Here is a 25751-nt window from a genome sequence, read left to right on the forward strand (position 1 = left end):
CTAAATCTCCTAATTTATTATTCCATCAAACCTGCTTTGTATAAATTTTGAAAATGACCTTTAACTTTTTTAAGAGTTTCAAAATCTCCTCTTTGAACAATTCCTTGGCCGTTTTTTCCCAATACTACTATTTCATCACAATTTTTTATGGTACTTAAACGGTGTGCAATAGAGATTGTAGTTCTACCCCTCATTAAATCATCTAATTTTTGTTGGATCTCTTGCTCTACAATATTATCTAAAGCACTTGTGGCCTCATCTAAAATTAGTACTTTAGGGTTTTTTAGGAACATTCTGGCTATGACTAAGCGCTGCTTTTGACCACCAGATAACATAAATCCCCTTTCTCCTAAAATAGTATCATATCCATCGGGTCAAGTTAAAACTAATTCGTGTAGTTCTGCTTTTTTTGCCGCTTCCATTACCTCATTATCAGAAGCTCCAAAACAACCATAGCGAATATTTTCGTAAACATCACCATAAAGTATTTGAGGCTCTTGTTCAACATAACCTATATGCGCCAAATAACTCTCCAGATTGATATCTTTTAAGTTTATATTGTCATTGATAATTATTTTACCTTCTGATGGGTCGTAAAATCTTAGTAACAACTTAGCAATTGTTGATTTACCACTACCTGTTTCTCCAACAAAAGCATAACTTTTACCTTCTTCAAAGACAAAACTAAATTTAGGTAGAATAATTTTTTTAGGTTTTTCTGGATACCTAAACTCAATTTCATCAAATATTATTTTTCCCTTTAGTTTATCAATTTTTATACCACTATTATAATGTGGGTCTAAAATTGATGTAACATTAATTGTATCATCGACTCTTTGAGCTGCTACGGTAGCTTGTGATAAACCAAATAAAGCATTCATTATTTGGAATAACGGTCCGATCATAATTTGTTGTGCTAATGTAAAAGCAATAAATGTCGTATCAAAAAATGTTACTCCGCCGCTTTTACCCCCGAATAATATCATTGAAAATATTATCACTGAGAATTGCAAAACAAATATACCAGCCCACATTGTTGTTAACATAAATGACTGTATTTTACCAATAACAATTGATTTTTTGTAGTAGTTTTGGTGAACTCTATGAAATCTGTCAGTTTCATAATTTTCAGTCCCATTAGATTTAATAAGTCTAATAGTTGCTACTCTGTCAGTTACATTACCATTGATTTCGGTAATAACTTCACGTACTTTGTGAAACTTTCTTCTCGTAGCTAAGTAGCAAAAGGCCATTACTATCATAATAAGTAAAAATATAGTCATTGTGATAGCTGCCAACTGCCAACTCAGTATAAACATCATAATTGCAGATGCTAAGATTTCAAAAAAAGATATTCCAAATTGTAAGGGAACTTGAACAGCTTGATCTCCAACAATTTGAGTATCTGAAATCACTTTCGTTAATATGCTACCTATTTTTTTGTTTGAATAATACGATATATCTTGTCTAACTAAACTTTCAAGTGATCGATTACGTAAACTTATTTCAATTCTCTTACCCATAATATATGCAATAAAGTCATATATGTATGAAGATACACCGTAAGTAATAATCACACCTAATGAAATATAAATTAGTGTAACTCAAGATAAGCCTCAATAACTTATTATACCTGATGATATAACTTCTTTGCCCCCACTAGCAACCCTAACGGCCATAATCATTTGTTGTGTTAATAAAGGAAACATCACTGCACAAGAAACAATTATCATTATCAAGAATAACATAATTGCCGTGAGCCTCCACTCTTTTTTATAATAGTGAGCAATTGTTTTTAACATTGCTCCTCCTTGTTTTTTCATATAATAAACCTTCTTTTCTATTTTTTGCTATTAAAAATTTTACCTTCACAGGTAATTTGTATATTAAAAATTATCATTAAAGAGCTGAGCTAATTTAAAGGATTATCATTTATGCTAACTAATAGACCGATTAAGGGCATTTTTGAGTTTGTATAACTTTTGTGTTTTTGCATATCATGCCCTCCCTTCATTAATATAATTTTAAATATAAAGAATTAAAAAGCAAGCATAATCATAATTTAGCAATAACTTGGAAATCATTTATAATTTATTGAACTGCTAATATTAAAAAAAAAAAAAAAACAAGATATACTTGTTTAAATTAACCTACTTTTTTTACTTCTTTGTTTTTGTAGTAACCACATTCACGACAAACTCTGTGTGGTTTTATCATGCTTCCGCAGTTTGGACACGAAATGATAGCTGAACTAACTAAAGCAAGATGACTTCTTCTTTTATTTTTTGCAGCTTTACTGGTTTTTCTAAATGGTACAGCCATGTTTTACACCTCCGATTATTTATTCTTTTACTAAATCCTTAAGTTTATTTCATCTAGGATCTAATTTTTCTGCTTGTTCTTGTTGGTATTCTTCTTCAGACATAAGTTTAAAATCTTTACCGACAAATGAAATTTTACCATAGTTTTTTGTGAAATTAATAGGAATATTTAAAACTATTTGAGAAACTGCGTAACCTAGTATATCAAATTGTTCACCAATAACTATGTTGTGTTGATCATCTTTTGATTCAAAGAAGTACTCATCTTCTCAATCAAGAGTTTCGTTAGTGATAGATATTTCACTTCCATCACGTGCGTCTAATGCTTGATAATCTGCACATATTTTTGCTTTGATATATATACCCTTTATAGAATCCTGGTATACTAATTTACCCTTGATTTCAATTTTATCTATTTTTTTAAGTAAGGCATGTTCAAAATTTGAGTTGTCGATATCTGAATAAGTTAAATCTAAATCAATATTTTTTTTAAGTTCTATATCTTTTTTAAGCAAATTATTTCACCTCAATATTTAATTCAAGTAGCTTGTCTTGTAACTTTTGTCATTCTGCCATCACATCTTCGTCATTTAGTTGTCTTTCTAAGTCATTGAACTCAAAACTAACTGAGACTGCTTTTTTGTTGTTTTTTTTCAATAATTCATCTTGATAAATATCCACTAAATCAATTTTTGTTATGAAATTTACATCGTGGGTTATTTTTTTAATGATATCGCTATAACGGTCTTTATCGTCTAATAATATTGTAAGATCTCTAGAAGTTTTTTGGTATTTTGAGATTTCTTTTAATCTTATTTTTTGATTATATAGCTCTTCAATTGCATTTAGATTAAGTTCAACTAAAAAAGTATTATCTAGTTTTAATGTTTTTTCGTATTTTGGATTTAACTTAAAAATAAATCCAATTAAAGAATCTTTATACATAACTTCAGCATTTAAATACGGGTGTATCTCATTAATTTTTGAATTCATAGCTTTTAGTTCAATATCTAAAAGGCTTATTTGATAAATACTTAAAACTGACTCCATAATTCCTTTAACAAAAAAGAAATCTGGTTCGACTTTATAATTGTGTGCTTTTTGGCTGAAACTATCACTAGATATCAAAAAAGCGACGTGCGATTCTCTTTTGTTATCATAGTTATAAATATCTGCACACTCAAAAAGTTTGAGATTTTTATTATTTCTTGAGTAATTAAGACTCGCAACTTCAATTAAGCTTTTAGATAAACTTAAGCGATAAGCTTCTCTTAATTGGCTTAAAGGAGATAATAATTTCACCGGATTATTTACATTGAAAAGATCTCAATGTAAAACTTCTTTGTGATTCATCAACGAATAAGTTTTAGTATTATTAAATCCCAGTCCTATTAAGTGATTTTCAACCATTTTTTTTAAGTTTTGAGAAAGTTTTTTTTCTTTAGAGTGTGTTACTATACTTGGTGCAACTGATGGAATATTGTTATATCCGTATAAACGGGCAATTTCTTCAACTATATCAGCTTTATTTTGAATATCCGTTCTGAATTTATCAATGTTGAAAGTTAAAAGATTATCTTTTATTTCTATTTCAAAATCTAATGTTCTAAATAAATTCTTTATGTTTTTTACACTTAAACTCATACCTAAGTAATCATTAATAAATTCCAAAGATATTTCAATAGTTTTTGTAGACTGTTTAAGTTGTTTAAACATCTCAATAGAGCTAGAAGAATCATATAAATTATAATAATTCATTCAATAAGTGATTCTTTTTTCTGCTAATTGATAAAGTTCTGTACTAATTGGTTTCATTCACCTTTGTAAAGAAACACTTGAAATATTAAGTACCTTTTGTTGTTTTCTCATAAGTATTGGATTTAGTGAAAGGTACACAACAACAACTTTCTTACTATCGCCGTTTGGCAAATAATCTTTCTCAATACTCATTCCTAAAGTAGAGATAATTTCATCACCATTTAATAGTTGCAAATTTGTTGTCTTGTCATCACTAGTTTCATTTTTAATTTTTAATTCCTTATTTAAAACTTTTTCATCTAAAAATAAAATTGGTTGTCCAGTTTCAATAGCAATAATATTACTTAAATCAAGTCAAAAATTATCTGTAGTTTTAACACCATTGAATTTTAGTCATAGATCATGTTCTGAGTAAACTTTAAGTTTATTTTCTACTAATGAATAAATCTCTTTTATGTTAAAAATTTGAGACCCAGCGAAGTTTATGTGTTCATCAACGTCTTTTTCTCAAGAAATCTTGATTTGGTCGTTATTTTTATTGTCCACTTTTGCTTCAAAAGATTGAGAAATGTCTATAATTTCTTTATCAAAATAGTTAGCTAACTCTTTCAATAACTGAAATGCAGCTAAACAGTCACTACGATTTAGCGTCAAATCAACTTCTCATAATGAGTCATTAAAACCGATAATGTCTAAAATCTTTTTATTCCCGATATAACTATATGTATCTTTTTTTGTATGAACTTCGTATATACTTTGAATCTCTTTTTCTGTAAGGTTTTTTGGGTCAACTCCTAATTCAATTAAGGAACAAATCATCCCTTCAGATGTTTTTCCTTTAATTTCCTTTGTTTGTAATTCTAGACCAGTTGAGATTTTTGACCCTGGTTCTGCAAGCACAACATATTGACCTTCTGCAACATTGTCTGCACCACAAACAATTGGAGAAACCAAATCTTCACCCTTGTCAACAAAACAAAAATTCAGATGTGTTCCATCAATTTTACTTACATTTCCGATATGACCTAACATTAGTCTTTGATTTAAATCCTTGAAAGTCTTGTATGAGTCAACTTCAAAACCAAGTGAGTTCAATGCAACAGTTATTTCGTTATCTTTAACTCCCACAAGGTCTATAAAGTTTTCCAATCAATTTCTTGTAATTATCATTTTTTGCTCCTTTAATTTCCGAAAAACTTGAATTGATTTAAGAATCTAATATCGTTTTCGTAAAAGTCTCTAATATTTTTAATACCAAATTTAAGCATAGCTACTCTTTCAATTCCTATACCAAATGCTAGACCTCCAACTTCATTAGGATCCAACCCATTCAAAATTAATACTTGAGGTGCTATCATACCTGCTCCTAAAATTTCAATTCACCCTGTAAATTTACATATTTTACACCCTAATCCGTCGCAACTAACACAACTAATATCTACCTCTATTGAGGGTTCGGTAAATGGGAAAAAGCTCGGTCTCATTCTTATTTGAGTTTTATTAGAAAAAAGACGTTTACACATATATTCTAAAATTCATTTAAGATTGGCAAAGCTTATTTTTTGTCCGACTGCAAATCCATCAATTTGCATAAATTGATGAGAATGAGTTGCATCATCGTCATCCCTTCTGTAAACGTTTCCGTAACTAATGGCTGCAATATTTTTCTCATTATTAATATTTTTTGATAATTTAGTTAAAAGTCTAGCTGTCATATTAGTAGCATGTGTTCTAAGCACTACTTTTTCGTCTATGTAGAATGTATCTTGCATATCACGAGCGGGATGGCCGATAGGTAAGTTTAATTTTTGGAAGCAATACTCATCTAGTTCCAATTCAGTTCCATTGATCATTTCGTAACCCATTTCACTAAATATATCACTTAATTCGTCAATAACTATATTCAAGGGGTGTTTTGATCCACGATTTATACTAACACCTGGCAATGTAATATCTACCTTTTCCTTTTCTAGCAAGTTTAGTAATTCTAAATTCGAGAATTCTTCAAAAAGGTCATTTAATTTTTCATATATCTCAGCTTTTACTTTATTTGCAAATAAGCCTACTTCTTTTTTTTCACTCGAAGAAAGTTGTTTAAGATTGTTTAAAACAAGATTCAAAGGCGACTCTTTACCTGTATACTCTTTTTTAACTTCCTCTAGTTGTTCTTTTGTCTTTATATTATTTACTTTTAATTTGAAATCTTTAAGTAATTCTTCTAATTTTTTAATCACAGTCTCACCTTTTCTATTTTTACAGCATAATAATTATACTAAATAATCTTTTTCAAAAGTTTTTTAATTAATGATTTTTGATTATTTATTGATTCATCTAAATCGGTAACTAATTTACTTAACTCTTCACTTAGTGTAACAACAGATCTAACAAATATTTTTCTTATTTTTAACACTTGTAGATGCAATTCGGCTTTTTTTATATTATAGAAATCGTCAACATCTACATAAGTATTTTTGTAAATTACATCACTATGTATTTTATTGTGAAAAATATAGACTAACAAAGACTCATTTATGAATGTTTTCAAAAGCACATAATATTGAGTTAAATAATTATCAATAATATGTTCATTAGAATTTTTGTATAGCTCTAAAAGTTTTAAATTATTGTCAAAGTTGTCGATAAAGCAATTCCTAAGACAAATAATTTTATTTTTTATGTCATCTTCTTCAACTTTGTTCATCTCACTTTTAAATATTGCATTAACAATCGAATATAGATTATTTACATTAATTATTGATGGTAGGCCTTCAAAATATCAATTTAAATTTATATCGTGAATACGAAACCTATTTAATTTTTGATTAAATTTTTGATTAAATTTTTCCAATATATTATCCATTTGAACTCCTTAAAGATATATATAAAAAAGCCCGACTAATTGTCGAGCTTTTTTACTTCTGAACTGGCAGCTTCCTATTTTCGCATTATACTATCGTCGGCGTTACTGATCTTAACTTCTGTGTTCGACATGGGAACAGGTGTGACCTCAGTGCTATGGCCACCAGATCTGAATTTTTTTGAGAGATGGGTTTTTGCAAACCTAATCGTTCTCTCAAAACTGAACATTAGAATGAATATATACTTTATAAAGCAATTTGTTTTAGGTATTCTTTAGAAAGACTCTCGATCTATTAGTATTGGTAAGCTGAACACGTCGCCGTGCTTACACACCCAACCTATCAACCATGTGGTCTACATGGGATCTTACTTCCGAAGAATGGGAAAACTCATCTTGAAGGAGGCTTCTCGCTTAGATGCCTTCAGCGATTATCCTTTCCGCACATAGCTACCCTGCTGTGCCACTGGCGTGACAACAGGAGCACCAGGGGTGCGTCCATTCCGGTCCTCTCGTACTAGGAACAGCTCTTCTCAATTTTCCTACGCCCACAACAGATAGGGACCAAACTGTCTCACGACGTTCTGAACCCAGCTCGCGTACCGCTTTAATGGGCGAACAGCCCAACCCTTGGAACCGACTACAGCTCCAGGATGCGATGAGCCGACATCGAGGTGCCAAACCTCCCCGTCGATGTGAACTCTTGGGGGAGATCAGCCTGTTATCCCCGGGGTAACTTTTATCCGTTGAGCGACGGCCCTTCCACACGGGACCGCCGGATCACTAAGCCCTGCTTTCGCATCTGTTCGACTTGTAAGTCTCGCAGTTAAGCACCCTTATACCTTTGCGCTCTGCGTACGATTTCTAACCGTACTGAGGGTACCTTTGGGCGCCTCCGTTACTTTTTAGGAGGCGACCGCCCCAGTCAAACTACCCACCAAACACTGTCCCTGACCCGGATAACGGGTCTAGGTTAGAACCTCAATGTAACAAGGGTGGTATTCCAAGGATGACTCCACAATCACTAGCGTGACTGCTTCAACGTCTCCCACCTATCCTCTACATGTTACACCAAGACTCAATATTAAGTTATAGTAAAGCTCCACGGGGTCTTTCCGTCTAGTTGCGGGTAACCAGCATCTTCACTGGTACTAAAATTTCACCGAGTCTATAGCCGAGACAGCGAAGGGATCATTACGCCTTTCGTGCGGGTCAGAACTTACCTGACAAGGAATTTCGCTACCTTAGGACCGTTATAGTTACGGCCGCCGTTCACCGGGGCTTCAATTCAATGCTTCACCTAAGTTAACATCTCCTCTTAACCTTCCGGCACTGGGCAGGCGTCACCCCCTATACTTCGTCTTACGACTTTGCAGAGAGCTGTGTTTTTGCTAAACAGTTGCCCCTTCCTCTTCACTGCGGCTCACTAAAAGTGAGCACCCCTTCTCGCTAACTTACGGGGTTATTTTGCAGAGTTCCTTAGCTATAGTTATCTCGCTTGCCTTAGGATTCTCTCCTTGACCACGTGTGTTCGTTCTAGGTACAGGCACCTAATAAATTAACGCTAGAAGCTTTTCTTGGAAGCGTGGAGTCATGGACTTCGTTACTAGCCGTAGCGTTCACTCCCCATCATACTTCAGAGTTATAGCACGCGGATTTACCAACGTACACTCCTTTGTATTTAGACCGGCATATCCAACAGCCGGCATCCACTATCCTTCTCCGTCACTCCATCACTTTATTAGGTGGTACAGGAATATCAACCTGTTGTCCATCGACTACGCCTTTCGGCCTCGCCTTAGGTCCTGACTAACCCTGGGTGGACGAACCTTGCCCAGGAAACCTTGGTCAAACGGCATGGGAGATTCTCACTCCCAAACGTTACTCATGCCGGCATAATCTCTTCTAATCGCTCCACCAGTCCTCACAGTCTGACTTCATTGCAATTAGAACGCTCCCCTACCACTTACATTGCTGTAAATCCTAAACTTCGGTAATCCGCTTAAGCCCCGGTACATTTTCGGCGCAAAGGCACTCGACTAGTGAGCTGTTACGCACTCTTTAAATGGTGGCTGCTTCTGAGCCAACATCCTAGCTGTCTGTGCACCTTCACATCCTTACACACTTAGCGTATATTTAGGGACCTTAGTTGTAGATCTGGGCTGTTTCCCTCACGAGCATGGACCTTATCACCCATGTTCTGACTGCCGAGTATGAAATTATGGCATTCGCAGTTTAATTGTAATCAGTACCCCTAGGTGGGGCCATCATACATTCAGAGCTCTACCTCCATAATTCTAAACCTCGACGCTATCCTTAAAGATATATCGGGGAGAACTAGCTATCTCCGGGTTCGATTGGAATTTCACCCCTAGCCACAAGTCATCCACGGTCTTTTCAACGAACGTTGGTTCGGTCCTCCATTAGGTCTTACCCTAACTTCAACCTGCTCATGGCTAGATCACCCGGTTTCGTGTCTACGACATCATACTGAACGCCCTATTAAGGCTCGCTTTCACTACGGCTCCGCATCTTCTGCTTAACCTTGCATGATATCGTAACTCGCCGGCTCTTTCTACAAAAAGCACGCCATCACCCATTAACGGGCTCTGACTTCTTGTAAGCATATGGTTTCAGGAACTGTTTCACTCCCCTCACGGGGTACTTTTCACCTTTCCCTCACGGTACTGGTTCACTATCGGTAAAATGGTAGTATTTAGGCTTACCCAGTGGTCTGGGTAGATTCCGACAGGGTTTCACGTGCCCCGCCGTACTCAGGATACTCTTTCGAGGTTAGTGCATTTCGCATACGGGGGTATCACCCTCTACGCCGCTGCTTCCCAACAGCTTCTGCTATACACTAACTTTGTAACTCTAACAAGAGTCCTACAACCCCGGCCCGAAGACCGGTTTGGCCTGTTCCGCTTTCGCTCGCCGCTACTTACAGAATCACATTCGTTTTCTTTTCCTCTGGGTACTAAGATGTTTCAGTTCCCCAGGTTCCCTTCACATAACCTATGTATTCAGTTATGGACACTATGAGATTAATCATAGTAGGTTTCCCCATTCGGACATCGTCGGATCAAAGCTTACTTCCAGCTCCCCGGCGCTTTTCGCAGGTAGTCGCGTCCTTCATCGGCTCCATTTTCCAAGGCATTCACCATATGCCCTTACTATACTTTCTTAAAGAAAGACCTATTTTGCATTATAAAATAATCTATATTTTTTTGAAATTTTAGTTTTTCTTAGTAATTTTAGTTACTATTTTTACGTTTTATTGTTAAACGTAAGAAAAATTAAATGTCTATTTTTTCATCTAATATTCAGTTTTCAAAGAACGATTTTCTTTTCAGAAATTGCTGCGCCGCATTGGCGCAAAACAATCTCTGAAAACTAGATAGAACGAGATATACTCATAAGCTGTTACACCGATTCGCTCAGCTTTTTTTCTCTAAACTATGATACTCCATAGAAAGGAGGTGATCCATCCGCACGTTCCCGTACGGATACCTTGTTACGACTTCACCCTAATCGCTAATCCTACCTTGGTACGCTCCCTCCTTACGGTTAGGATACGTGCTTCTGGCATTACCAACTCTCATGGTGTGACGGGCGGTGTGTACAAGACCCGAGAACGTATTCACCGCGACATTGCTGATTCGCGATTACTAGTGATTCCGGCTTCATGAAGTCGAGTTGCAGACTTCAATCCGAACTGAGACTGGCTTTTTGAGATTAGCTCCCCCTCGCGGGATTGCGACTCTTTGTACCAGCCATTGTAGCACGTGTGTAGCCCAGGACATAAGGGGCATGATGATTTGACGTCATCCCCACCTTCCTCTAGCTTACACTAGCAGTCTCATTAGAGTCCTCAACTGAATGTTAGTAACTAATGATAGGGGTTGCGCTCGTTGCGGGACTTAACCCAACACCTCACGGCACGAGCTGACGACAACCATGCACCACCTGTCTCAATGTTGGCCTCCACTACATCTCTGTAGCTTTGCACTGGATGTCAAGCCCTGGTAAGGTTCTTCGCGTTGCTTCGAATTAAACCACATGCTCCACCACTTGTGCGGGTCCCCGTCAATTCCTTTGAGTTTCACTCTTGCGAGCATACTACTCAGGCGGAGTACTTAATGCGTTAGCTGCAGCACCGACAATTGCCGACACTTAGTACTCAACGTTTACGGCGTGGACTACTAGGGTATCTAATCCTATTTGCTCCCCACGCTTTCGTGCCTCAGCGTCAATTACAGGCCAGTAAACCGCCTACGCCACTGGTGTTCCTCCATATATCTACGCATTTCACCGCTACACATGGAATTCCATCTACCTCTCCTGTATTCTAGTTAATCAGTTTTCAAGGCGAACCGGAGTTGAGCTCCGGGCTTTAACCTCAAACTTAATCAACCGCCTACGCACCCTATACGCCCAATAAATCCGGATAACGCTTGCCACCTATGTATTACCGCGGCTGCTGGCACATAGTTAGCCGTGGCTTTCTGGTAAGGTACCGTCAAACTAAAAGCATTTCCTCTTCTAGCTGTTCTTCCCTTACAACAGAGCTTTACAATCCGAAGACTGTCATCACTCACGCGGCATTGCTTCATCAGGCTTTCGCCCATTGTGAAAAATTCCCTACTGCTGCCTCCCGTAGGAGTCTGGGCCGTATCTCAGTCCCAATGTGGCCGATCAACCTCTCAGTTCGGCTACGTATCATTGCCTAGGTAAGCCATTACCTTACCTACTAGCTAATACGCCGCATCCTCATCTTCTAGCGACCCAAACGGGTCTTTTAACACCTTTTGATGCCAAATGGTGTCGTATGCGGTATTAGCAGTCGTTTCCAACTGTTATCCCCCACTAAAAGGTAGATTAGATACGTGTTACTCACCCGTTCGCCACTGGGTGCAAGCACCCCGTTCGACTTGCATGTATTAGGCATGCCGCCAGCGTTCATCCTGAGCCAGGATCAAACTCTCATTAAAAATTAATGCGAATATTTTGATTCATGACTATATCTGTTTGTATTCTCAAAAAATTGAACTTGTATTATATTGTACAAATTAAATTGGTTGTTGTTGTTCTATCTAGTTTTCAAAGATCGTTTTATGGCTTGATAAACAAGCACGTTATTAAATATACCGTAAATGAAATTGTTTGTCAATCATTTTTACATTATTTTATTTCTTTTTTTTAAGATAATGATTTTCGATTGAAAAGGCAGTTACTTAACGGCTTTCTAATAATAGCACATATAAAAATAAAAAAACCATTTTTTATTGAATTTTTACGATAATAAAGAAAGCAAATTTTATGAACTGAGATTGTTTTTTATTTGTAATAAATTCAATCTCAGTAGAATTATTTACACTATAAAGAGAATTTGTTAGCCGTTTAGCATTCATAAACTATTTCTTTAATAGAAAGATATACATTTGCGTTCTAAATCTCTTATTCTTTATCATTAAAATGTGTACCACAAACTTTTTTATGTTAATTCTTCTGGGCGTACCTATATTCAATGTTTTCTAGCCTAATTTATTACAAGAAAATTATATTTAGCTAACAAAATCAGATTTCTTATTATTAATTAGTATACTTTCCACTTCATATATTAATCAAAAAAGTTGACATCATAAACAAAAGAAACATAAAATCTATAAAGTTCCGGATGTATAAGTATTATAAAGAAAGAAATAATATTTTACTTACAAATACTACTAATATAGCTCATATAATTAAAAACAATTGCAACTAAGAATAAAACAATAAAAACTCGATGCACCTTAGTCAAGGTTATATTGAAATAAGTAAAAATCCAACAAAATGAATAATATATGAACATTAAAAAACGTTTATATTAGATTTCATTTTTTTTAAAAACATTAAAATAAGTTTTACTCTCAAAACTAAACGAACACTGCGATGTATGCTTAAATTTTCAAACATAGGTTTAGTTTTACTTTAAATCGTTGCCAATGATTTTTCAAGAATCGAGAAAAACATTTTCTATTACATTCAATGAATATGAACTAATTTATATGTATCTAGAAATCTTATAATAACTCTTTTAGCAGTTATTTATTTGGCAAGTTTAAAATCATTAGAAAAATTTAGTGTCAACATTCTTTCACATTTATTAAAGCGAAGTTTTATTAAATTATCAAACAAATAGGAAAGTTGTATTTTGATTTATAATTACCCTTATTATGTTAAAAATAATTGCTTTATTATGCTTTCATTGTAAGCGTAGGTAAATTAATGATGTACTTAGTAAAACAAATTCTTATATGTTTATAAATAGACGCATGGAAATTAATCAACGGCTTTAAATATATTTAAAACATAGAACATTGAAAGAATAAAATTCATCTTTACACATTATCAAATACCGAGTTTGAATTATACATAAAAAAAGCAAACTTAGTTGCCTTTTAAAATTGAAGTGATTTTCAAAAATTTATTACTCGTCCCAATCAATTGTTGGGTAAATTGGATCATTATTTTTAATTTGTTGATTCTCACTTAAGGGATCAATTACCTTTTTAGGTGCTAACTCAGGGGTAATGGTTGTTTCTATTTGAACTTCTTCAATTTTACTTGAGTCATTTGGGTTTGAAGGTGATTCTATTTGAGGCGATGAATTGGTATTTAATCTTTTTTGCTTTTTCATAGCCTCCCAGATTCTATCGCTATCACCTAGAAATACTTTTCCTTGGTAATTACTATCGTACTTTGCTTCTCTTCTTTCTCTTGAAGGTTGAGATAATTCACTAAATGGCTTGTTTCCAATTGGTTTCTTGTATTCAACTTTTCTATCTAGTGACCTTCTTGGGATAATTGTTTGACGATAAGGATCAACTGGAGGTTGGGGTTCTCTTGGAAATTCATCAGCTTCCTCGCTAACTAATTGTTTTTCTTCAACCACGACTTTGTCTTCCGATACTCTCTCATTCAAGTTAATCGGATCATCATTATCAATTTCTTCATCTATGTTTTGCCCATCGTATTGTAAGCTGTCTTCTCTTTTGCTTTCAGTGTCATTTGTCTCACTATCAGTGTTAAATAATCGTTCGTCAAAAATTCCACCGGCAAGGTCTTCTCTCAACTTTTGTAGTTTATCAGCTATATTGTAAGTTTCATCATTTGGAGTTGATGTAAAACTATTATCAACAAGATTAGCATTTTTTACTAAGTTTTTATCATTCTCAGATATATCTTCAGTTTCTTGTGTGTCCAAAAAACTCTTACTGATTTTTTCGTGGTTAACTGTCTTGTCAGACGCTAAATTCTTAATTCTAAAAGTAATTACAATAGAGATAACTGAATAGATGCCTGTAATACCCAAAAGTACAATTCCAACTATGGAAATTATTCTTGTTGGGTTTGCAACAATTATAAATGCTGGGTCATTGTAATTCAATGATCACCCATCATCCAATACTGGATTGACATTTATAAAATAGTCCAACAAAACTACAAAAGCAAAAACACTAGTTAGTGAGCTTATAATTGATAAAGTTTTGTTCTTAAAAAGAATATATCTTAAAATACCGATCAATGTCATTCCAACCATTGACGCAATAATCATATAAGATAATACTTTTAAATCTGTAGAAGAGATTTGATTACCAACACTTTTATGCAAAGAAACTATTATTGTAAATTTGAAGGAATTATCATGCAACTTAAACATAATAATTGAAAGAATCATTAAAAAAGAACAAGCTAAAATTCCTATTATCCCAAAAAACCTAATTTTTTTCATATAATACCCCTATCAATTTGCCCTAAAATATAATATTATTTTAGCACAACAAAAATAAAATACTACCTAAATTTAAATCACTTCTAAGTATATACGAGTATGTCTTAAATGTTTCATTAATATATTGTATTATTTTTAGTCTAGTAATTTATTACAATACCTTTATATCTAGTCATACTTAACAACGATTCTCTAATTCCTTGTACTCCTTCACCAGAGTTTTTAATCCCTAAGAAAGGAAAACAATCGGGACCACGTTGAGATTTACCATTTAAATTAACAGTACCTGTTTTTATTCGTTTGGCAACATTTAAAGATTGTGAAAGATCTTGACAAAAAATACTTGCCTGCAGTCCAAATTCTGATTTATTTGTTAAACTTATCATTTCATCTAAATCGTCAACTCTTATAATTGGTAGAACAGGACCGAAAGGTTCTTCTCAAGCAAGGCGCATATCAGGAGTTACAAAATCTACTAAAGTTGGTCACAAAAGATTATTTTCACTTTTATCACCAGTTATAATTTTGGCCCCGTTGGCTTTCGCATCGTTTATTAAACCTAAAATAAAGTTTGCTGATTTCATATCAATAACAGGTGTTATATCTGCATTATCCGATGGTTTACCAACCGATAATCTATCAACTCTTTCTTTCAACATCGGAATTAGTTTATCTGCTATTTTATTGTTGACTAAAACTCTTTTGATTGCTGTACATCTCTGTCCTGAATATCCAAAAGCTCCAGAAATAATTTCATCCGCATATTTTGTAAGATTTAAATCGTCCAAAACCAATGCGGGGTCCTTACCACCTAATTCTAAGACTAAATCGGTTGTGCTACCCATTTTTCGTATTTGGTTACCGATGTTCACACTGCCTGTAAATGAAATCATATCTATTTCTGAATTGGATGTAATATCATCACCAATATCACGCCCTCTACCAGTTACTACATTAAAAATACCCTTCGGCAGGTTGGCTTTGATTGCTAACTCAGACATAAATGCACCAACCAAACTACCTGCTGTCGCAGGTTTAAAGACCACACTGTTACCCATAACTAATGCTGGAATTATTTTTGCTAGAGCAAGATTAAAAGGATAATTAAAGGGAGAAATCGCTAAAATAACACCTTTAGCCACTCTTGAAAAAATACCTATTTTGTTTTTGGCACCCATTCCTTCTCCTGTCATCGCTAATGGATCCATTCTTTTTGCTTCTTCAAATGTGTAGTCTATAATTTCTAAAGTTCTTTCAACTTCTGTTAACGAATCTTTGAAACCTTTTGCAATTTCTTCACTTATTACTTGGGCAATTTCCATTTTGTTAACTTCAAGTTCATCTCTAAATTTTTTTAAAATACTTATTCTTGTTAATAAAGGGGTATTTTCCCATTCAGCTTGACTATTTCTTGCTGCATTAAACGCACATTTAATATCATCGGGCGTTAAAGCAGTAACTTTACCAGCTACTTCTAATGAAGTTGGATTGATTATTTCAAGTCATTGTCCATTATCTATTAGTTTGTTATCTATTAATGCTTTAAATATTCTCATATTATCTCCTTTTTAGTGTTACAAAATTAATTATTTGAATATATATTATTCATAATTATTGAACCTGCTACTGAAACATTCAAACTATCTACATTTCTGTTAGTTTTTAATACTATGTTGTAATCACAAATATTCTTTATTGATTCAGAAACACCTTGCCCCTCATTACCTAAAACTAAAGCTATTTTCTTATCTTTTAATGTTGTTATATCTATATTATTATCTAAATTCAAAGAAGTTCCTAATATAATAAAATTATTTTCTTTTAATTTTTTCATTTCTTCTTCAAGAATACCAATTTTGAAATTTAGTTGGAAATGATTGCCTTGTGTTGCTCGTAAAACTTTTTGGTTATAAATTCAAACTGTTTTTTCTGAACATAAAATATTTTCGAAACCAAATGCATAAGCGCTTCTAATTAAAGTTCCTAGATTTCCTGGGTCCTGTATATCATCTAAAACAAGAACATTACTATCATTGAAGTCTTTTGGTTTAAAATTACAAACAGCAAAAATTTCTTGCGTATTTGTTAAATCACTTAACTTATTTGAAACATTGTCGGTTATTTCTATGAATTTTTCTTCGTCTATTAAACCTAAGTATTTTTTTGTGCCTAAAATAAGTTCAACAACTCCATTTTTCATAGCCTCTTGCACTAAATTGAAACCTTCTACTATATATTTTTTTTCTTGTTTTTGTATTCGAATTTTTTTTAGTTCTAAAATTTCTAATATTTTAGTGTTCTTAACAGATGTAATTTTTTCCAACTTATTCATTAAATGCAAATCCTATTTCATAAAGCTTATTCTCGGGATTTGCATAATCCTTTCCTTTATAATCTTTTTTCTTAACTGGGTAACCAAAAATATACTTAGCTTTTCTTGGGGGGTCTAATAATTTAGCTTGAATGGCAACCATTGGACTAACAAATTCCCCTTTTGCTTTTTTCAACTTTGTTTCATTCATCAAATCTTCATAGTCTTTTATCTTTTCTTGTTTGACGTGAATTCTGATTTTATTAGCGTCTCATCATTTGATTATTTTTTGATACTCCTTAAATGTAAACTGGGTAGGTTTATCACCCGCTAAAAAACGATTATTTTGTTCATTCCAAGATATAACGAAATCTCTTCAAACAATATTGCCGGTTCTGCCTGACGTTGTTAAAGTGTGAGCTCTTGAAATAACTTCGTCCAAAGTATTTTCACCATAACCTACAAACGCGTTACCACTTCACAACGAAAGATAAGCTTCTTTTTTCGGATTTCAGATTTCATCGAAGACAATTGCAGTTACCCATCACCTTCTATCGAAACTATTTTTATAAAATTCGAAGCCGTATTTATTATTTTTAATAACTACTTCAGTCTTATTTATTTTAATAACTTTATGTTTAAAAGTATTTACAATGACATCTATATCTTTTTTTTGTAAGTTCTCTCTGGCTTCTTTTTTAGAATCTTTGACTATTTTTTGTGAGTTTCTATAGTCAGGAACCTTTGCTTCATATGCAACTTTATAACTACCATATTTGATTAAACGATCATTACTATTTGGATCTGGCATAACTAATTTAGACTGTTCTGGATTATTATCGGATTGTTCATGAGAAAGTTCTGCTTGCTTTTTAATATTGGCAATCAGTTCCTTAGCTTTTGAATTATCCAACTTGTTTGACACAACTTCTTCTGAGTTATGCTCATTTTTTGACTCTTTATTGATATTATTGCTAACTACAATGTCCTTTTCTAATTTGGGCATTTTGTGGTCATTTAAATTGGAAGGCTGATAATTGTATAATTTATTTTTTTTAAAATCGTTCACCGAAACTTCTCCTTTTAGTAATTACTATTTTGTCTTTCAAAGTTTATTTCATTTTTTTTATTATAAGAACCAATAATATCATCGATAGTAAAATCAAGGATATAACATATATTTAAAAAAGATTTTAATAAATTTTCGTAATTCTCTATTGATTGAGTTTCAACTAGATTGGATGTCATAGAAAATACATTTAAATAATTTTCAATGATGTCTTTTGTCTTAATTTCATTAGTATTTATGTATTTAGAAAAGTCGTATTCCATATCGTTTCCCAAAGAAATTAAAAAATGAATGCCATCAATATACTCTTCAAGTAAAATCGATTTTTCGCTTGGCTTCTTATTTGACCAAAATTTAAAGGACCTTTGTTCATTAATAAACTCAGCTACCTCCACATAAAAAGCGATTAATTTTTTTTTGGTAATTTCTGGAGAGTTTATAATACTTTTTGCTTCCATTATATAATTATCCAAATATTTTTGTTTTTCAGATAGATAAATTAATTCTTTATTAGTTAACATAATACACCTCTTGAATAATTTTAAATTAAAAAAAATAAAAGTTACGAATAACATAAATATTATCGTAACTTTTATTTTAATAACCGGGTTTTTTCAATAATTTAAACATATTTTCTTTATAAACTTCTACTCCTGGTTGATTGAATGGGTTGACACCCAACAAATAACCACTCATAGCACAAGCTTTCATAAACCAATAAGCTGCATAACCAAACATTTCGGCGTCCATTTTTTCAAACTTCAGCAAAATATTTGGAACTAGACCTTTTTGAGAATGTGCTTCAACTACACCGACTAGGGCGGTTGAATTTATTTCATGAAAAGTCTTGTTAGTAAGATAGTTTAATCCATCAAGATCATCTTTATTTTTAGGAACTTTTAAATCATGTGTGGGTTTTTTAACATCTATGATAGTTTCAAACAACACATTTTTTGTTCCCTCTTGTATAAATTGACCCAATGAATGTAAATCTGTTGAAAATATACAGCTTGTAGGAAGTAAACCTTTACCATCTTTACCTTCGGATTCACCAAATAATTGCTTTCATCATTCTGTAAATATTTGCATCTGAATTTCATAACTAACTAAAGTTTCAGCAGCGTAACCTTTTTGAGTATTCAATAAATAACGCGACACAGCATATAAATATGCATCGTTATTAATGTCCTTTAACTCTTTAACGGCTTTGCTTGCCCCTTTGAAAATAGCATCAGTATCAATACCAGCCACCAATAGTGGAAAAATTCCAACAGGTGTGAAAACACTAAATCTTCCACCAATATCATCGGGAATTATAAAAGTTTGATAACCTTCTGCTGTAGCTAACTCTTTTAAAGCACCTTTGGCTTTATCTGTAATCGCTACAATTCTTTCTTTTGCAACATCTTTGCCTTTTGACTCAACAAGATATTGTTCGAACACCCTAAATGCCATACCAGGTTCAGTTGTTGTACCTGATTTGGAGATGTTAACAATACCAAACTCTAGATTATCTAGATAATCTAGAACTTGTTGTGTATAAGTTGAACTTATTGTATTACCAACATATATTAATTCAACTTTATCCTTGTGATAAAGACCACGTATCATTTCATCAGCTGCTCTTGCACCCAAATAACTTCCACCAATACCGATAACAATTAAAACATCAATTTGATTTCGTAACTTTTCAGCCACTTCTTTCATCTCTTTGTATTCTGTTTTATCGTAATTATCAGGTCAATCTAATCAACCCAGAAAATCACTTCCTAAACCAGAACGGTTTTCAATCATCTCATGTATTTGCTTAATTTTTGAAATGTCAAAGTTTTTTACTTCTTTTTCAATTTTTGAATTTGAAAAATCTATTTTAATCATAAAAAATACCTCTTTTTTTATGGCTTATTCTACACTATTTTTTAAGTTATCAAATCCGCTGCCAGTTTCTTTTAATTTAGAGTCATCACTCTTAACTAAATCTGGTCTGATGCGTTTGTAACTTAATTTTACTTGGTTTTTATCTTGAATAATATCAATAACTTCAACTTCAACTTCGCTACCAACAGTTAAAAACTCGTTGATATCGCTAACGTAAAAGTCAGAAATTTCAGATATATGGATTAAACCTTTAATAATGTTTTCACCATCAATAATTTCGCAAAATGCACCGTAATTAACGATACTTGTAACTTTTGCTGTAACTTTTTGACCTATATTTATCATTTTTTATTGCTCTCCTTCATAAATGATTATAAACTTATCTTAGAAATAAAGTATATATTTTGTATTTTTTTTCAAAATAAGGAGAAAAAAATGGAAAAAAATATCTTAGAAAAAAAAGTCATTGAAATTTTGGACCAATTAAAAGTTTATATATCACAAGATGGTGGTGATATGGAATTTGTTGCTATTAAAAACAAATTAGTTTATATTAGATTAAAAGGCAACTGTGTTGGCTGTGGTCTCACAGAGCTCACCTTCAAAGAAGGTGTCGAAGGTGTATTATTAGAAGAATTTCCCTATGACATCGAAGGTGTTGAATTAGTAATGTAATTCAAAAATTAAAAAATATAAAGGAGTAAAAAAATATGAGTTTACAAGAAGTAACTGGATTAATATCAGCTATTTTTACTGCAGTTTCTGCTATGTCACTATTTACAGCATCATTATTGCTACCTCTACTTTACAAAAAGTTTGCTAGCAGACAAGCCAAACTAGAAGAAGGTGAACGTGCTTTAATCGACGCATTTGATAAATATTTCTCAGCTGAGTATCCAAAAAATGATTTTGATTGGTATTTTGCTCAAATACAAGCTGTAATAAAAAGATTTGATGTTCGTAATTTCCGTTGTATAAATTGTAAAAAACGTTCTTCACCAGAAAAATACATGGAATACTTTAAAAGCGTGGATAAAATCATACCAGAAATAAACAACTTTTCATTTAGAACAGAAAATACTAAATATCAAAACACTATGTCTGTTCTAACATGCTACAAATGTAACGGTGAAAATCAATATAAAATAGATCAAAAATAAAAAATAGAGAAACTAGCTTTTCTCTATTTTTTTTCGTTTTTTATAAATAAGATTATTGATAGAAATTATCAATCAATGGTGCAAGATCAATCATATGAAAAACACAAGTACTAGTAAAATAATATAACCAAACAATGAGTTACCAATTAATAATTTATCAAAGTTGAGAAAATCATATGGTCAAGAGTTTTCTGACGCTTTATCATTTTGGTATATTTTCCCCCTTACAAGTATATAAAACAAGTAAAAGATAGGATATATCATTGTTTTATAAAAAGTTTTTTCTTTGAAGATTTTTTTAAAGTCAATATATTTATTTCCTGATGTAAATGGATATAAAACCAATAAAAAAGTAGGTAAGAAGAAGTGTGTAATTGAAGTACAAATGACCTGATTCTTACTGTAATTTTCTAAAAAACCTTTTTCATTTGCAAAACTATAGACGATACCAACCCAAAAGATTATAAATACCAATAAATTATAATTGATTACCGAGATTTGAAAATCACTTTCTATTATTTTTTGATTTCTATAGCTTTTTATTACAAATAATAATAGTCAAACAATCGTAATGATTGTTACTTGTACTGAAAAAAAACTCATAAGTGCATCGTAATTAAGTAAACTAGCATAGATACTAGTTTCACTTACGTATCAATATTCTTTTAAAACACAATAATAAAAACCATAAATTAATGAAGAAATTAATGAGATCAGTATAAAAACGTACGACCATCATCTTCAATCTTTAATTATTGAATTTAAATTAAACTTTATGTTCATATTTAATCCTGATCCTTTTTATTTGTTTATTATATAACAAAAATTCATAAGGATACAAAAAAACCTCATTCATGAAATGAGGTCAATAATTTCCCAAGGACTTTAGAAAATTATGAAAAATATAAGTAAGACGGAAAAAGTTTTGATAATTTATATATCTTAACCCACCCAAACCACCCTAAAAACTATCCTCTAGTTTTTTTAATCCATCTATAGTGTTTTTTACAATAATAGAAATTTAATAGGCTTTTTTTGGGTTTAGAAATGCACCCAGAATAATTGCAACTTGTGACATTTGACATAATGACACCTCTCTCTATTTATAAGTAATCAATAAAATGAGTTGTTAAATTAATACTGGGTAATATATTTTAGTGCGAAAACGTTGTACAAAAGATATAACTTATTAAAAAACTGAGTATTATGATATTTCTTAGAAAATAGTGCTTCAAATAAATAATTATGACGTATAAGAATCATTATTAACAATTTATTATTTGGTAGTTTCTATAAAATCTACCATTCCACCATATATCCTCATTACACGTTTCTGTAAGATTGAAACTAAGAATATCTTTTACATGTTATTTAGAAAATCAAATTATGTTTTGAATCTATATCCAATGTCTTTCCTTTCTTATTTTAAAAAATATTTTTCAAAATCATAAATATTATAGGAAATAAATATTAAAAAGCAATAGATAGCTCAATATAAAAAAAATAAAACAAAAAAGGGTTTTCATATATAGTCGTCAACTATAACTGACATCAAAAATACTTTTTTCATAACAACTTGACATAAATTTTTTTGCTTCCTGAATTTGAACTAAATTATCATAAACTTTTACATAGTTAAAGGTGATCTCAAACCTTGGATATCCGACCCTTTACTGTTTAGCGACTATAAATCTATTTAAAGATTCAGTAAATAATTTTCTGTGCCATTATTATATGATGGGATGCCTCTTCTAGAGAATTATGTAGTTATCGTGTTTTTTAATTTGTAAGAATTTCCAAGTATTATTTATATATTAAGGCACTTGATTTGTATGAGGTAGTTTTAAATTTTTTTTATTAAGCAAACATTAGAACTTGTATCAACTATTTATCAATTTAAATTAGAAATACTTCAACCCAAAATTTCATAGATGATAAAAAATCTCTAATCAAAAATATATTTTAATTTGTGGTTTTTATATGGGCATCTGAAAAAGTTATAACTAGTTTGCTTAGCATTAAGTTTTGGATATAAAAGATTCTTGACCCTTAATAATGCTAGTTAAGACTTTTCTTAGATTTTCTTATTAATTCATTCAATACATCTATTTTTATACATAAGAATCAGATTGATTCAAATCTTTGTTAGATTATTTATATTAAAATAACAAATTTGTTTGTAGCATTTTAAATAGATAAGTAATCTTATTTAAGAACTCAAATTTGATTGAATATTTAATTTACAGTTTTTCCACTTTAAAACATTAATATGACCATACCTAGAGAGATATTTTAAGATTAATAAACTATTTTCAAAGACACTTTGCTTTCATAATAATAAAGTGTGGTGTTTTTACTTATTTATCTTGGCTAAAGTCTTGTTTTAGATTTCTTATCACTGCTTTTAAATTGTAATTCTCTAACTCGCTCAAAGACACTTTTGAACTTTCTTATTAAATCTTATTTTAATCATTTAATATGCTCGTACTCATGTCAGATTTTATGGTGTCCTTTAAAATTCTTTCTTTTTTTAAATAAATGATTATGTTAGTTACTCACTTTCTATTGAATGATTATTCATTAAAATGAGCATCTTGTAATAAAATAATAAAGTACTTTATTTTTTGCGTTTTTCTATAAGTTCAAAGGTTTTTTCTATCTACATTATGAATTGAAACAAATAACTCTTTGTTACTCTTTGTAATTTATTAGTAGCTATACAAAGATTCTTACTTATCGTAACAATAGGATTTGTATTGATCTACAATACAAACATTAGAAATAAATTGATACTTTTTTTAAAATATAGTTCACATCTTGTAGTTCCATCGTTATTTATTTTTTGTTATTAAAAGTAATCTAAACTATTTACTGGCATATCAAATTTTTTAGTATTGTTTTTAAAAACTTCATAAATTATGGTAACTCACGATATATTTAAACTTTTTCATACATCTACTTTAATAACAAAAAAAGAAAAAAAGAACTTTCGCTCTTCTTAAAAATTTTATTCTTAAATTGAGTATTTTTAATCGCCACTATTTAGAAATTTATGAATATCTATCTTTTTCTACCTTTGGTTAGTTGTCGATTATGTATTTTTATTGTTCTTGGGTATTTTATACATTTAATTTTCTAATTTTTTAAACCTCAACTTTAGTATTTCAATTTCCTTTTCCAATATTTCTGCTCTAACTACTAGGTCTTCAACATTTGATCTTAAATTTTCTTTTTTAATTACTGTTTTTTTTGGAAACGCAAGGCTGATAATATTAGAGTCTGTGCATTCTTCAAAAAAAGGAAAGATGTCTAAATCTGAAATTACTCCCACATTATCATTTGTTTCCATGTCTTTTAATTTATGATTATACTTTTTGTCCAAATCAAGCTTTACCAAATAATTTTCTTCATCTTCAGGAATTTTTTTACAACTTTGTCGATTAATGTAAAAATATCCTTCGTTATCAGGAGACTTAAAACCTATAAAAAACCTAGTTTCCTTAACTTTGATACTAATTGGAATATAAATATATTTGATTTTCATTTTTTTACCTCAATAGTATTTTAAACAAAAAAAAAGAAATAATTTTTCTTTCGCCAATTTTTCGACAATATTCTAGACCCTATTTTTACAGTGCGTTTATTATTTCTTTGAATTTATTTAATCAACATTTTTTATCTTATAAATAAGTGGTAAATAAAATAAAAACAAGGTTTAGATTTTTAAATGTTGCATAAAATCCTTACGTGAACACTATCAGAGATTTGATTCGGATAGTAATAGCGTTCACAAAACTCTCAATGCTCGTTTTTAAAAGTTCGAGAAGGGTTTTTACAACTGGTAATTGTAAAAACCTGAGATTGTAAAAAACGAGCTTCTCGATTGTTTCTTTGCTTTTAAACTACAAATATCAAAAAAGGATCCTCTGGATCTATAAAACCAGCTTTTGGATCAATTAAAAAACTATCGAAGAATCATTAGCATCATTCGTTTTCAAATATAAGAGAATAAATCCTTCGCTTTGTGTTTTTTAATTTTTTCCAACTCATTTTGCTTGTGTGCAATATCATTCATTTCGCTAATTAGATGATTTGTCAACGCATTTGTTTCCATCATTTTACTTGCTTTTTAGCTATACTAGCTTTTTTTACCTTATCTCTTAAAAGAATATAATCGACATTATTTTTCAAATGCTTTTCGTATCGAGACTTAACATGACTACTTATCTTTGAATTACACAAAATATAAAATGATCGTATATTTCTTTTCTCTATTCTTTGTTTTAACTTATTTTCCATCAAAACTCATATTTCTCTCGATACAATCTTTTATTACAAACTTACGGCCTTTTTTTTAATTTTCATTATCTTTTTCTAAGTAATCTATTCCTAACACCCGAACCTTTTTATTTATTAGAATAGGAATTTCGTACCTGCCGTTTCACTTTAAACAATTTATAACAACATATGCAACCCCTTTTAAGGTTTCTTTTTTTTATTGTATTTTCCCCCTCATCTATAAGTTTTTTCTTTCTACATTATAAATTGGATTAAATAATTGTAATTGTCTTTCAGGAGAAAATTGATTCCTTCTATTTGATTTTTTAGTAGTTTATTCAAGCT

General features: G+C 31.4%; 17 protein-coding genes and 3 rRNA genes. 2 read left to right on the plus strand and 18 right to left on the minus strand.

The window, feature by feature from the left end; genetic code table 4:
* Positions 1-17 precede the first annotated feature (17 nt).
* The 16 genes from SAPIS_RS03860 to SAPIS_RS03935 form a co-directional block, all read right to left on the minus strand.
* Complete coding sequence (locus tag SAPIS_RS03860; RefSeq protein WP_023789847.1) at positions 18-1823, minus strand: ABC transporter ATP-binding protein; 1806 nt, start codon at positions 1821-1823, stop codon at positions 18-20.
* A 322-nt stretch (positions 1824-2145) separates the two neighbouring features.
* Positions 2146-2322, minus strand: a complete 177-nt coding sequence (rpmF, locus tag SAPIS_RS03865) for a 50S ribosomal protein L32 (RefSeq protein ID WP_023789849.1) — start codon at positions 2320-2322, stop codon at positions 2146-2148.
* Positions 2323-2341: 19 nt separating this feature from the next.
* On the minus strand, positions 2342-2836 hold the full coding sequence (locus SAPIS_RS05230) for a YceD family protein (RefSeq protein WP_023789851.1): 495 nt from the start codon (positions 2834-2836) through the stop codon (positions 2342-2344).
* A 1-nt stretch (position 2837) separates the two neighbouring features.
* Complete coding sequence (pheT, locus tag SAPIS_RS03875) at positions 2838-5249, minus strand: phenylalanine--tRNA ligase subunit beta (RefSeq protein ID WP_023789853.1); 2412 nt, start codon at positions 5247-5249, stop codon at positions 2838-2840.
* 11 nt (positions 5250-5260) lie between these two features.
* Positions 5261-6313, minus strand: a complete 1053-nt coding sequence (pheS, locus tag SAPIS_RS03880; protein WP_023789855.1) for a phenylalanine--tRNA ligase subunit alpha — start codon at positions 6311-6313, stop codon at positions 5261-5263.
* Positions 6314-6351: 38 nt separating this feature from the next.
* The gene (locus SAPIS_RS03885; RefSeq protein WP_023789857.1) at positions 6352-6939 is read right to left on the minus strand and encodes a hypothetical protein; all 588 of its coding nucleotides are present in this window, start codon (positions 6937-6939) and stop codon (positions 6352-6354) included.
* A gap of 61 nt (positions 6940-7000) precedes the next feature.
* A 5S ribosomal RNA gene (gene rrf / locus SAPIS_RS03890) occupies positions 7001-7106 on the minus strand.
* Between the two features lie 105 nt (positions 7107-7211).
* Positions 7212-10120 (minus strand): 23S ribosomal RNA (locus SAPIS_RS03895).
* A gap of 288 nt (positions 10121-10408) precedes the next feature.
* A 16S ribosomal RNA gene (locus SAPIS_RS03900) occupies positions 10409-11927 on the minus strand.
* Together the 16S, 23S and 5S rRNA genes form the textbook arrangement of a ribosomal RNA operon.
* Positions 11928-13405: 1478 nt before the next feature.
* A complete protein-coding gene (locus SAPIS_RS03905) occupies positions 13406-14710 on the minus strand; it encodes an ECF transporter S component (RefSeq protein WP_023789859.1) in 1305 nt (434 codons plus the stop codon).
* Positions 14711-14850: 140 nt separating this feature from the next.
* Positions 14851-16266, minus strand: a complete 1416-nt coding sequence (locus SAPIS_RS03910) for an NADP-dependent glyceraldehyde-3-phosphate dehydrogenase (RefSeq protein ID WP_023789861.1) — start codon at positions 16264-16266, stop codon at positions 14851-14853.
* A gap of 26 nt (positions 16267-16292) precedes the next feature.
* Complete coding sequence (locus SAPIS_RS03915; protein ID WP_023789863.1) at positions 16293-17042, minus strand: TrmH family RNA methyltransferase; 750 nt, start codon at positions 17040-17042, stop codon at positions 16293-16295.
* Positions 17035-18090, minus strand: a complete 1056-nt coding sequence (locus SAPIS_RS03920; RefSeq protein ID WP_023789865.1) for a hypothetical protein — start codon at positions 18088-18090, stop codon at positions 17035-17037. Before SAPIS_RS03920 ends, SAPIS_RS03915 begins: the two co-directional genes overlap by 8 nt.
* A 14-nt stretch (positions 18091-18104) precedes the next feature.
* Positions 18105-18611, minus strand: a complete 507-nt coding sequence (locus SAPIS_RS03925; RefSeq protein ID WP_023789867.1) for a dUTP diphosphatase — start codon at positions 18609-18611, stop codon at positions 18105-18107.
* Positions 18612-18687: 76 nt separating this feature from the next.
* Positions 18688-19968 (minus strand): glucose-6-phosphate isomerase, encoded by a 1281-nt coding sequence (locus SAPIS_RS03930; RefSeq protein WP_023789869.1) that lies wholly within the window; start codon positions 19966-19968, stop codon positions 18688-18690.
* 24 nt (positions 19969-19992) lie between these two features.
* Positions 19993-20313, minus strand: a complete 321-nt coding sequence (locus SAPIS_RS03935; protein WP_023789871.1) for a S1 RNA-binding domain-containing protein — start codon at positions 20311-20313, stop codon at positions 19993-19995.
* A 90-nt stretch (positions 20314-20403) separates the two neighbouring features.
* Here SAPIS_RS03935 and SAPIS_RS03940 point away from each other — a divergent pair, with 90 nt between their 5' ends.
* Both SAPIS_RS03940 and SAPIS_RS03945 read left to right on the plus strand, forming a co-directional pair.
* Positions 20404-20643: a NifU family protein gene (locus SAPIS_RS03940; protein WP_023789873.1), complete on the plus strand. Its 240-nt coding sequence runs from the start codon at positions 20404-20406 to the stop codon at positions 20641-20643.
* 35 nt (positions 20644-20678) lie between these two features.
* Entirely contained in the window at positions 20679-21128 is a 450-nt protein-coding gene (locus SAPIS_RS03945; protein WP_023789875.1) for a hypothetical protein, read from the plus strand.
* Between the two features lie 12 nt (positions 21129-21140).
* Here the strand turns inward: SAPIS_RS03945 and SAPIS_RS03950 are convergent, their stop codons facing one another.
* Together SAPIS_RS03950 and SAPIS_RS03955 are read right to left on the minus strand one after the other, a co-directional pair.
* Positions 21141-21731, minus strand: a complete 591-nt coding sequence (locus tag SAPIS_RS03950; RefSeq protein ID WP_144083789.1) for a Pr6Pr family membrane protein — start codon at positions 21729-21731, stop codon at positions 21141-21143.
* 2524 nt (positions 21732-24255) lie between these two features.
* Positions 24256-24672: a hypothetical protein gene (locus SAPIS_RS03955; protein WP_023789879.1), complete on the minus strand. Its 417-nt coding sequence runs from the start codon at positions 24670-24672 to the stop codon at positions 24256-24258.
* Between the last annotated feature and the right edge of the window lie 1079 nt (positions 24673-25751).

This window comes from Spiroplasma apis B31, from assembly GCF_000500935.1.
Classification (GTDB): Bacteria; Bacillota_I; Bacilli_A; order Mycoplasmatales; family Mycoplasmataceae; genus Spiroplasma_A; species Spiroplasma_A apis.